Consider the following 12,493-nt stretch of genomic DNA (forward strand, 5'->3'; position numbering starts at 1 on the left):
TTTCCAAAACTCCCTTATAGTAATTTGTTAGCTTGAACAAACGTTAAATAATAAAATTAAAGAATTTTCTTCTTAAATAAGCCAAAAAATAATTTACTTTTATCTTGATTTAATTTGTATTTTGCTGTAAGGCTTTTGACAGCAAAACGTATTAATTTTTCATTTGTTAACCAATTAACTCTAGATAAAGTGAAAGTAAAAGGTTTAGTTCTCGTATTTTTTGTGTTTTTTATTTTTCAATCCTGCGGCAGAAAATCAGCAGCAGATTTCAACTCCGATTTTTCATTATTTAAAGATTACATAACCAGTTTTACTGGCGGAATCGTTTCTTCGGATTCAGATATTCGCGTGGTTTTGGCTTTCGATAAAAACGATTGGAAACCCAATCAGGAATTAGACAATGATTTGTTTGATATTTCGCCAAGCGTGAGCGGAAAAGTAGTTGCACTTTCTACTAATACAATCGCTTTTATTCCAGAGAAAAAACTAAAACCAGGTACAGAATATCAGGTTACTTTAAACTTAGATAAACTGACTGCAATTCCGAAAGAAAAAGAAAAGGAATTGTCTAAATTTAATTTTACAGTTAAAACCGTAAAACAGGATTTTACCATAAATACGGCCGATATACAATCGTATAGCAAAGAATGTCAATATTTGAACTGCGTTTTAAAAACGGCAGATAATATTGATTTGGAAACCGCAAAAAAGCTTGTTGAAGCCAAACACAATGGAAATAATCTTAAAATTAAATTTGAGAAAACAAACGGTCCTGCAAAAGAATTTCGTTTTATAATTGATAGCATTCAGCGTCAGTCAGAAGCAACAAATTTGGAAATTATTTATGACGGAAGCGATTTTGATATTGATCAAAAAGGACAAATTGATTTTCCTGTTACAAGTATTAATGAATTCAAAATTATTAAAGTTGAAGTTCCAGATGGAAACAATCAACAGGTTTTAATCAATTTTTCTGAGCCTTTAGAAAAAGGTCAGGATTTTGCCGGATTGGTTTCTATTCAGAATACCAATAATTTGAAGTTTTCAACCCAAGGGAATTTATTGAAAGTATATTTTACAAATCAGAATGCGACCAAAAAAGAAGATTCTGCACCCGCTGTAGTTGAAGAACCTGTTGCTGTTGCTGTAGATTCTGCTGCGGTTGTAGTCGATTCATCGGCAGTTGCAGTTGATACAACAGCCGTAGAAAATATAGTTGCAGTTGTTCCAGATGAAGAACCTGAACAAGTAATAACCGGTGAATTGCTACTGGAAGTTTTTCAGGGAATTGAAAGCCAATACGGTAAAAAATTAGAAGCAAATTATTCAGAAAAAATTTCTTTTGATCAAATAAAACCAAGCGTTCGTTTTATTAAAAATGGTACAATCCTGCCAAGTTCAAATAACCTAAAACTAAATTTTGAAGCTGTAAATTTAAGTGCCGTTGATGTAAAAGTGTATAAAATTTATAAAAACAATATTTTACAGTTTCTTCAATATAATGAATTAAATGGAGGACAAAACCTCAAAAAAGTTGCGCAGCCAATAGCCAAAACTACTTTAAATTTGAGAGAAAGTACGCTTGTAAATCTAACAAAATGGAATACTTATGCTTTAGATTTATCTAAAATTATTAAACCTGAACCTGGAGCGATTTATAGAGTTGAATTTGAATATAAAAAGAAATATTCACTTTACAAATGTGAAACATCAGATGATAATGAAACCGAAAGTGAGGAAGAAGAGGTTGATGAAAATGATGTAAACTACAGTGGTAACTCTTATGATGATTATTATTACGATGATTATGAGTGGAGAGAAAGCCAAGATCCGTGTTCGGGTTCGTATTATTATAATGCAAAAATTGCCACTAATATTTTAGCTACAGATTTGGGTGTCATTGCAAAAAGAGGAGAAAACAAATCGTATCTATTTGCGGTAAACAATATTGTTACAACAGAACCTGTTTCGAATGCTAGAGTAGATTTGTATAATTTTCAACAGCAAAAATTAGCGACACAAGCCACAAGCAGTGAGGGAATTGCCTCTTTTCAATTGGATAAGTTTGCTTATTTTGCGATTGTTACTCTGGGAGATCAGTCTACTTATGTGAAATTGGATGACGGACTTTCATTGTCTGTAAGTAATTTTGATGTTGCTGGTGAGACTTTGCAAAAAGGTCTGAAAGGATTTATTTATGGAGAAAGAGGCGTTTGGCGCCCTGGAGATAATCTGTATTTATCATTTATTTTGAATGATGCGGCAAATAAACTTCCGAAATCGCATCCTATAAAATTTAGGTTGAATGATCCGAATGGTAAGACAGTTTATCAAACAGTTCAAAAAACGAATGATTTAAACCATTATGCTTTTACAGTGCCAACTAATCCAGATGCACCAACAGGAAATTGGGAAGCAATGGTAAGCGTTGGTGGGGCTAAGTTTTATAAAAGCATTAAAATTGAAACAATTAAGCCAAATCGTTTAAAAATCAAAAATACGTTTAGCAGGAAAACGCTATCAGCATCTTATCCAAATACAGACAATCTTGAAGTAACATGGCTACATGGTGCGATTGCTAAAAATTTGAATGTAGAAATGCAGGCTAAATTCTCTCAGCAAGCCACCACTTTTAAAGGTTATGAAAAATTTACTTTTGATGATGTGGTGCGCCAATTTAGTACAGAAGAAATTAATATATTCTCAGGTAAATTAAATGAAAATGGAAAAGCTTCGGTAAACATTCAGCCAAGATTACAAGGTCAGGCGCCAGGAATGCTTCGCGCTTCATTCATTACAAAAGTATATGAAGAGGGTGGAGATTTTAGCACTGATGTTATGTCAACAACATATTCTCCTTATAAAACGTATGTTGGACTTAAAACACCTGAATTGAACAAGTATAGTATGCTTGAAACCAGAACCAATAATCGTTTTGAAGTCATAACTGTTGATGAAAATGGCAGACCAAAAGCAGTTCGAAATCTTGAAGTAAGAATTTATAAAGTAGACTGGAGATGGTGGTGGGATTCGTCAAGTGATAATTTGTCGAATTATAATTCATCGAATGCAACAACGTCTTATAAATCATTAATGATTAATACTGATGCAAGCGGAAGAGGAAGTTTCCAATTTGCTTTGACCGATGAAGAATGGGGGCGTTATTTGGTTCGTGTTGAAGATCCGCAAGATGGTCACGCAACTTCTTTAACGGTAAATATCGACTGGCCAATCTGGTCCGGAAAAACGCGTAATAGAGATGCTTCTACGGCCAATATGTTAGTGTTTTCTACCGATAAGAAAAACTATGCTGTTGGAGAAAAAGCGCAAATTTCTTTCCCGTCAAGCGAAGGAGGAAGAGCGTTAATTTCAATTGAAAACGGATCTAGAGTAGTAAAAACGATTTGGGCAGAAACTAAAAAGGGAGAAACAAAAGTTGAGGTTCCAATTACTGGTGAAATGGCACCAAACGTATATTTTAATATTACTTTGTTACAACCTCATGCTTCGACCAAAAACGATTCGCCAATTCGTATGTACGGAATTGTTCCTATTGAAGTCGTGGATAAAAATACTATTCTGGCACCGACTCTTAATATGCCAGATGTGCTAAAACCTGAGCAAGCGTTTACTGTTAAAGTAGGCGAAAAATCAGGAAAAGAAATGACGTATACAATCGCAGTTGTAGATGAGGGACTTTTAGATTTAACACGTTTTAAAACACCAAACGCTTGGGATAGTTTCTATGTTCGTGAAGCTTTAGGCGTAAAAACTTGGGATATTTATGATGATGTAATTGGAGCTTATGGAGGAAAAATAAATCAAATTTTTAGTATTGGTGGAGATCAGGATTTAGGTGGCGGAAAAGCTAAAAAGGCCAATCGTTTTAAACCTGTTGTATTGTATTACGGGCCATTTAAATTAGGAAAAGGGGAAACGAAATCACATCAATTAAAATTGCCAAAATATATTGGTTCGGTAAGAACTATGGTTGTGGCTGGAGATGCGAATACGAGTGCTTACGGAAGTGTCGAAAAAGCAACACCAGTCAAAAGTCCGTTGATGGTTTTGGCATCTTTGCCAAGAAAAATTTCGCCTTCAGAAAAAGTAACACTTCCAGTAACGGTTTTTGCAACTGAAAATAAAATTAAAAATGTTTCGATTCAGGTAAAAACCAGCAACGGATTGAAAGTTATGGGAAGTGCAGTCCAAAGATTGAATTTTGCGCAGCCCGATGAAAAAATGGCTTATTTTAATTTGGTTGTGGGCGCTGCAACAGGAATTGCAAAAGTTCAGGTAATCGCAACATCTGGAAGTGAGAAATCAGTTTATGATGTTGAAATTGATATGACAAATCCAAACCCGGTTACGAGTACTTTCACAGATGTGGTTTTAACGCCAAATAGTTCTAAAACAATTTCGTGGAAAACATTTGGTATTGCCGGAAGTAACAAAGCAAGATTGGAAGTTTCGTCGATGCCATCAATGAATCTGAACGGAAGATTACAATTCTTAATTCAATATCCGCATGGTTGTGTCGAGCAAACCACATCATCTGTTTTTCCTCAATTGTATTTAGGAGATGTAGCTGATATTGATAGTAAACGAAAAGATCTGATCCAGAAAAATATTGTAGCCGGAATTGCAAGATTAGGAAATTTCCAATTGTCAAATGGTGGAATGCCTTATTGGCAAGGAAATGCAATTGCAGACGATTGGGGAACCTCTTACGCTGGACATTTCTTAATTGAAGCAGAGAAAAAAGGATATGTTTTACCAATTAATTTCAAATCGAAATGGCTTTCTTATCAGCAGAAAGAAGCGAAACAATGGCGTTTTGAACCAAAATATGGAAATGATTTAGCACAGGCTTATCGTCTGTATACATTAGCTTTATCTGGAAATGCCGATTTATCAGCTATGAATAGATTGCGCGAAACAAAAGGTATTTCTAATGAAAGTATGCTTCGTTTGGCAGCGGCTTATGTTTTAGCGGGACAAAAATCTGCTGGGCAAAGTTTGTTCTTGAAAACTAGCATTGATGGAAGCTCAGATGGTTATAGCTATTACTATTATGGCTCAAGTGAAAGAAACAGAGCAATGGCGTTAGAGACCATGTTACTTTTAGATCAGAAGCAAAAAGCATTTGTGACAGCAACTAAATTAGCTAAAGAAATGTCTGCAAATCAATGGATGAGTACGCAGACAACAGCTTACTGTTTATATGCGATGTCTAAATTTGCTGTTAGCAACGGTCCAAAAGGAATCAATATTCAGTTTAGTAAAAACGGAAAAGGTGAGACAATAAACACAAGTAAATCGGTTGCAGATCGTAGTTTGTCTGTTGCTTCTGGATCAAATAGTATTACACTGAAAAACAATAAAGCCAATACGGTTTATGTTCGAGTATTGAATACTGGAATATTACCAATTGGAGAAGAAAATGCAATTCAGAGCGATGTTACAGCTTCTATTGTTTTCAAAAATAGAAAAGGAAGTATAATCAATGTTTCAAGGATCAATCAAGGAACCGAATTTGTTGCTGAAGTTACCATTAAAAACCAAAGAGGAGAAAGTATTCAAAATGTGGCGTTATCTCAAATTTTACCTTCTGGTTTTGAAATTGTAAATACACGTTTTACCGATTACGGAGACGCTGTAAACAACATTGCTGATTATATTGATATCCGTGATGATAGAACGAATTTCTATTTTGGAATGAAAGCAAGAGAAACAAAAGTTTTCCGAATTCTGCTAAATGCATCGTACTTAGGAAATTATTATTTACCAGGATTACAATGCGAAGCGATGTACGACAATACATTCCTGGCAAGAACAAAAGGTTTCTGGGTTGAGGTGGTAAAATAAAGTTTCACGCAGATTTAGCAGATTTAAGCAGATCAAAAAAGAAAATCTGCCAAATCTGCGTGCAAAAAAAACTTTGAGGTAAAATAATTAGGATTGAAAAATAAATTAAAAGCGCTTTTCCAACGTATCATAAATTGGATAAAAAGAAACAAAATAAAATCAGCAATTGCATTTATGCTCTTGCTGATTTACTATTTTTCGATACCTCGAACGTTATTCAAAGAACCCTATTCAACAGTTATAGAAAGCAAAGAGGGAGAATTACTTGGAGCAAAAATTGCTCGAGACGGACAATGGCGATTTCCTGCGCAGGACAGCGTTCCGTACAAGTTCAAAAAATGTATCGTTTATTTTGAAGATGAATATTTCTATAAACATCCCGGCTTCAATCCCGGAGCGATGATTAATGCTTTCAAACAGAATAAAAAAGCTGGAAAAGTTGTCAGAGGAGGAAGTACATTGACACAGCAAGTAATCAGACTTTCCCGAAAAGGGAAAAACAGAACTTACTTCGAAAAAATAATAGAAATTATTTTGGCTACGAGATTAGAATTAGGTTATTCTAAAAACGAAATTCTCGAAATGTACGCTGCTCATGCGCCATTTGGAGGAAATGTGGTGGGGTTGGAAATGGCTTCTTGGCGTTATTTTGGAGTGCAGTCCAATCAATTATCTTGGGCAGAAAATGCTGTTTTGGCCGTTTTACCAAATGCGCCAAGTTTAATTTATCCAGGAAAAAATCAGATAAAATTACGAAACAAACGAAACCGACTTTTGTTAAAGCTGCATCAAGAAGGTATAATTGACAAACATACGTACGAACTTTCAATAGAAGAGCCTTTGCCTCAAAAACCGTATGATCTTCCTCAAATTGCACCGCATTTACTGCAGAGAGTAGCCAAAAATGAAGAAGGAACACGTGTAAAAACTACGATTAATTATGCTTTGCAAAACCGTGTAAATCAAATTGCAAGATATTATTACAATCAGTACAAACAGAATGAAGTTCATAATCTGGCAATTTTGGTAATTGATGTCCAGAACAGAAATATAATGAGTTATGTTGGAAATGCTCCAACGGATAAAGACCATCAAAAAGATGTTGATATCATTGATGCTCCTCGAAGTACAGGAAGTATTTTAAAGCCGCTTTTATACGGTGCAATGTTAGATGACGGCGAATTGTTACCCAACACTTTAGTGGCTGATATTCCGACGCAAATTTCGGGCTATACGCCTCAAAATTTTAATTTAACATTTGATGGTGCTGTTCCTGCGCATCGTGCATTATCGCGTTCATTGAATATTCCCGCTGTTTTGATGCTTCAGGAATTTACCGTAAATAAATTTTACGAAGAACTTCAAAAATTCAAATTGAAGAATATTAATAAAACACCCGATCATTATGGTTTGTCACTTATTTTGGGCGGAGCCGAAAGTAATCTGTGGGATTTGTGCCGAACGTATGCAAATCTTTCGTCAACATTAAATTATTATTCTAAAAATCAAGGAAAATATCGAACAAATGAGTTTACAGAACTAAATTATAAAGACGGTTTTAAACCCGATTTTGGTTCAGAAACTAATCAGAAGAACATTCTAGGCGCAGGATCAATTTGGTTGACTTATAACGCAATGGAAGAGGTGAACAGGCCCGAAGGAGACGAAGCTTGGAAATTTTATGATAGTTCGTTAAAAATTGCATGGAAAACGGGAACAAGTTTTGGAAATCGTGATGCATGGGCAATTGGAACAAATTCAAGATATGTGGTAGGAATTTGGGTTGGAAATGCAACTGGTGAAGGACGACCGACTTTAACGGGAGTTACAAGTGCTGCACCAATTTTATTTGACGTTTTTAATTTATTGCCAAGACAAAGATGGTTTGAAACGCCGTATAAAGATTTAGCAGAAGTTGAAGTTTGTCGTTTGAGCGGCTATTTAGCAAAAGATAATTGCCCAAAAATAAAACAATGGGTTTCCAAAAAAGGAAAATCAACGAAAGTTTGCCCGTATCATAGAACTATTCACTTAGATAAAACAGAACAATTTCAGGTAAACAGCAGTTGTGAAAGTGTCGAAAATATTGTCACTAAAAATTGGTTTGTATTGCCTCCTGTAATGGCATGGTATTACAAAAGTCAACACATTGAATATTTGCCTTTACCTCCATTTAAAGAAGGATGCGAAGGAACACAAGCCACAACAATGGATTTTATTTATCCAAAAGCGAACAGTAAAATTTATCTAACGAAGGATTTTAATAGCAAGGTACAGCCAGTAATTCTTAAAGTGGCTTATTCTGAAAGAGATAAAGAGCTTTTTTGGTATGTTGATGATGTATATAAAGCCACGACAAAGACTTTTCATGAATTACCTATTACGCCAACTACAGGAATACATTATATTACTGTTGTAGATGCATCTGGAAATGAAATAAGACGTAAGATAGAAATTGTTAGAGAATGATAACCGATTGTCAGGCTGAGCGTAGTCGAAGCCCACGTGTCAATTGGAGTGAACTTCGACTACGCTCAGGGTGATATTAGTATTCAAATTACTTTTTAAATATAGTTTTTGAACATAAATTTCCGCCACGAATTACACCAATTGACACAAATTAATTCGTGCAAATTCGTGTAATTCGTGGCGAAAAAAAAGACACAAAAAAACCGCCAATCTCACGAAAGGCGGTTTTGTTTTTTTATTCTGAAATAACATTTCCTTTTTTATCATAGAAATGGTATTCTAAGTACGTGTAAGCGTCACGAGGTATGATTTTCACCCATTTCTTATGTTCAAAAAACCATTTTGAACGTAATGATGGAAAACCTTTGCTGAGGTATGCAGCCACAAACGGATGTGTATTAAGCACAACTTTATTGTGGGTTTTTAAAAGTCTTTCTAAATCAGAGGTGATCTTGTCAATTATTAATATTGGTGCTTCAATTTCACCATTAACTTTATTTGGATCTTCTTCTCTAGTTTTTATATTAACTTCTGGTCTTACTCGCTGTCTGGTAATCTGGACTAAACCAAACTTACTCGGCGGTAATATTTTATGCTTTGCTTTATCGTCGCTCATTTCTTCTCGCAAGAAGTCGAACAAAACTTTCCTGTTTTCAGGATTAGACATATCGATAAAATCAACCACTATAATTCCGCCCATATCTCGAAGACGTAACTGTCTTGCGATTTCTGCTGCGGCAATCATATTTACTTCCATGGCCGTATCTTCCTGGTTGGTTGCTTTGTTTGAACGGTTACCGCTGTTTACGTCTATAACGTGCAGCGCTTCAGTATGTTCAATGATAAGATAAGCACCTTTACTCATGGAAACAGTTCTTCCAAATGAAGTTTTGATTTGTCTCTCTATATTGTATTTCTCGAAAATGGGGGTGTCATTTGATTGATAAAACTTAACAATCGATTGTTTCGAAGGTGCAATTTCTTGCAGATATTCCTTCGTTTGGTGGAACAACTCTTCATCATCTATTTGAATACCGCTGAAGGTATCATTGAATACATCTCTTAATATTGAAGAAGCTCTATTAAGCTCTCCTAATACTTTTGATGGATGATGAGCAGTTGGTAATTTTTTACACATTGCAGACCATCTGCCAAGCAGGTTCTGCAAATCTTTTTCTAATTCGGCTACGTTTTTGCCTTCGGCTACTGTGCGAACAATAACACCAAATCCTTTAGGTTTGATCGATAGAACAAGTTTTTTTAGACGATCCTTTTCTTTTTTGTCTTCTATTTTTTGAGAAATAGAAACACGATCAGAAAAAGGAACTAGAACGATAAATCTTCCGGCAAGAGAAAGCTCAGCACTTATTCTTGGACCTTTGGTCGATATAGGTTCTTTAACTACTTGAACTAAAACAGATTGATTGGCACTTAAAATATCAGTAATGATGCCATCTTTGTCAATCTCTTTTTCAAACTGAAAGGTTTTTAGGGAGAAATCTTTTAATTTACCTGCGCTTACAAGTTTTATGAATTTCAGCTGAGAAGCTAAGTTTGGACCTAGATCATGATAATGTAAAAAGGCATCTTTTTCGAAGCCTACGTTTACAAAAGCAGCATTAAGTCCCGCAACTGGTTTTCTGATTTTGGCAATAAAAATATCACCAACCTGAAAGTTGCTTTTCTCTTCTTCTTTGTGTAATTCAATTAGTTTTCCATCTTTTAATAAGGCAAAATCTACGGCTTCAGAACTAGATCTAATGATTAATTCTTTATTCACACTGTAAATTTTTATCCGTGAATAGGTTGTCGGTTGTCTGTTGATAGTTGTTTGGTGTACAAAACCAAAAACCAAAAACCAAAAATCATCAACTTCTACAAGGATGGATTAAACAATATTTTTAACAGGTATTAACCCGGAGGGAAAATTTAAATTTCAATTTTTAAATTCCAAATTCCAATCGAAATCAGTGTTGATTTCTTAATTTTTGGATTTTGGATTTTCTTTTTTGGAATTTTTGAAATTTCCCAAATTTCAATGAACTTTTAAAAAGAAAAAAGTAGTTTAAAACTACTTTTTCTTTTTGTGACGGTTAGCTCTCGCTCTTTTTTTACGTTTGTGAGTCGCTACCTTATGTCTCTTTCTTTTTTTACCACTTGGCATATCGTGTCTGATTTATGTTAATTAATATTATTTTGCTTCGTTGTTTGTCTTAACTCCTTCTACAAAAACTTTTGCAGGTTTAAACGCAGGAATGTTGTGTGCTGGAATCTTAATTGTAGTGTTTTTAGAAATGTTTCTTCCAGTCTTTTCAGCTCTAGTTTTTACGATAAAACTACCAAAACCTCTAAGGTAAACATTGTCTCCAGTTTCTAAAGAAGTTTTAACTTCTTCCATAAAAGTTTCAACTGTTGCTTGAACGTCTCCTTTTTCAAGACCTAGTTTCTCTGAAATTTTCGCTACGATGTCTGCTTTCGTCATTTTCTTTCCTATTTTATTTTATAAATGGTGTACTATTTTTTTGAGTTTGCAAATATAGGAATTAAAAAAATAATTAATCAAGCTAATTCGTTAAATTTTAATTACATAAACATTTACTTTTGTATTCTAAGTATTTTGCAATGGATTTTCATAACATATTGATAAAATGGTATTTACGAAACAAGCGTGATTTACCGTGGCGAAAAACGGTCGATCCGTACCAGATTTGGCTCTCAGAAATTATGCTTCAACAGACAAGAGTTGCGCAAGGAATGCCTTATTTTTTCTCTTTTACTAAGGAATTTCCTACTGTAAAACATTTGGCAGACGCCTCAGAAGAGAAGGTTTTGAAACTTTGGCAGGGTTTAGGCTATTATTCAAGAGCCCGTAATCTTCATAAAACAGCTCAATATATCAGTAATGATTTGAATGGAGTTTTTCCTGATTCGTACAAAGAACTTTTGAAACTTAAGGGAGTGGGTGACTATACAGCGGCGGCAATTGCTTCTTTTTCTTATAATGAATCGGTTCCAGTTGTAGACGGAAATGTATTCCGTGTCTTATCTCGTTATTTTGATATTGAGTCAGATATTGCGCTTCCGGCAACTAAAAAAGAATTTGCTGCTTTGGCACAAGAATTAATGCCAAAAGATAATCCTGCGATTTTTAATCAGGCCATAATGGAATTTGGCGCCTTGCAGTGTGTGCCCAAAAGTCCAGATTGTTCTGTCTGTGATTTTAACGCAAGCTGTGCCGCATTGCAAAAAGGAAAAGTGAATATGCTTCCTGTAAAATCTAAAAAGGTAAAAGTGACCAATCGTTTTTTTAATTATCTGATTTTGGAAGATGTTTTAGGAAATACAGTACTTCAAAAAAGAACGGCAAAAGGAATTTGGCATAATTTATATGAATTTCCTCTTTTAGAAACAGAATCAATAGTTGATTTTGATTTGGTTGCAAAAAAGGCAAAAGAAGAATTTTTCCCTTCTTATACTATTATAGGTATAGAAGATTTTAATAAATCGACTGTAGTACATAAACTTTCGCACCAGCATCTTCATATACAGTTCTGGAAAATTAAGGTCAAAGAAAAAATTGAAAATGGAATTGATGCCGAAAAATTAAAAACTTTTCCTTTCCCGATTGTGATTTATAATTTTATAGAAAAGCAAGAAATAAATTGCTAAAAAAATGTATCTTTGGTAGAAATACCACCTAAACTATGAACGGAACATTAAATAAAGTGATGCTTATTGGCCATTTAGGAGATGATGTAAAGATGCATTATTTTGATGGAGGAAACTGTATCGGACGCTTTCAGCTGGCAACTAATGAAGTTTATATAAATAAAACAACCAACGAAAAGATTACTTCAACAGAATGGCATAATTTGGTTGTTCGCAATAAAGCGGCAGAAATCTGCGAAAAATATCTTTCTAAAGGAGATAAAATATATGTGGAAGGAAGAATAAAATCTCGTCAATGGCAGGCTGAAGATGGTACAACGAAATATACTACAGAAATTCAAGTTACAGAGTTTACTTTCCTGACTACCAAAAAAGAAACTGCACATACAAAACAAAATCAAGATACAGAGTCAGTAAAAAACACTAACTTTGATGCTGCAAATGAAGGGCTTCCTATTAATGATTTGCCTTTCTAAGATGTTTAACT

6 protein-coding genes are annotated in these 12,493 nt (G+C 34.5%); 4 read left to right on the forward strand and 2 right to left on the reverse strand.

Translation table 11 applies throughout. From position 1 onward, the window contains the following. Nucleotides 1-189 precede the first annotated feature (189 nt). Both LL966_RS15865 and pbpC read left to right on the forward strand, forming a co-directional pair. Nucleotides 190-5,868: an alpha-2-macroglobulin family protein gene (locus LL966_RS15865; RefSeq protein ID WP_229354606.1), complete on the forward strand. Its 5,679-nt coding sequence runs from the start codon at nucleotides 190-192 to the stop codon at nucleotides 5,866-5,868. A gap of 93 nt (nucleotides 5,869-5,961) precedes the next feature. Then, nucleotides 5,962-8,337, forward strand: a complete 2,376-nt coding sequence (gene pbpC, locus LL966_RS15870; protein ID WP_229354607.1) for a penicillin-binding protein 1C — start codon at nucleotides 5,962-5,964, stop codon at nucleotides 8,335-8,337. A 235-nt stretch (nucleotides 8,338-8,572) separates the two neighbouring features. On the opposite strand, the gene LL966_RS15875 is transcribed toward pbpC, so the two are convergent. Continuing rightward, nucleotides 8,573-10,117: an Rne/Rng family ribonuclease gene (locus LL966_RS15875; RefSeq protein ID WP_229354609.1), complete on the reverse strand. Its 1,545-nt coding sequence runs from the start codon at nucleotides 10,115-10,117 to the stop codon at nucleotides 8,573-8,575. 411 nt (nucleotides 10,118-10,528) lie between these two features. Continuing rightward, nucleotides 10,529-10,819 carry an HU family DNA-binding protein gene (locus LL966_RS15880; RefSeq protein ID WP_007805026.1) on the reverse strand — a complete coding sequence of 97 codons (291 nt, stop codon included), beginning with the start codon at nucleotides 10,817-10,819 and terminating at the stop codon, nucleotides 10,529-10,531. A gap of 140 nt (nucleotides 10,820-10,959) precedes the next feature. Between LL966_RS15880 and mutY the strand changes: the two genes are divergently transcribed. Continuing rightward, nucleotides 10,960-12,006, forward strand: a complete 1,047-nt coding sequence (gene mutY, locus LL966_RS15885; RefSeq protein ID WP_229354610.1) for an A/G-specific adenine glycosylase — start codon at nucleotides 10,960-10,962, stop codon at nucleotides 12,004-12,006. A gap of 35 nt (nucleotides 12,007-12,041) precedes the next feature. Then, complete coding sequence (locus LL966_RS15890) at nucleotides 12,042-12,482, forward strand: single-stranded DNA-binding protein (protein ID WP_229354612.1); 441 nt, start codon at nucleotides 12,042-12,044, stop codon at nucleotides 12,480-12,482. Nucleotides 12,483-12,493: the final 11 nt, after the last annotated feature.

The organism is Flavobacterium chungbukense, from assembly GCF_020805785.1.
In the GTDB taxonomy this organism is placed as follows: domain Bacteria; phylum Bacteroidota; class Bacteroidia; order Flavobacteriales; family Flavobacteriaceae; genus Flavobacterium; species Flavobacterium chungbukense.

What these genes read in the sequence shown, in the direction of transcription:
- LL966_RS15880 (WP_007805026.1), bottom strand. Translation starts at nt 10,819, where the DNA reads ATGACGAAAGCAGACATCGTAGCGAAAATTTCAGAGAAACTAGGTCTT.
- mutY (WP_229354610.1), top strand. Translation starts at nt 10,960, where the DNA reads ATGGATTTTCATAACATATTGATAAAATGGTATTTACGAAACAAGCGT.
- LL966_RS15890 (WP_229354612.1), top strand. Translation starts at nt 12,042, where the DNA reads ATGAACGGAACATTAAATAAAGTGATGCTTATTGGCCATTTAGGAGAT.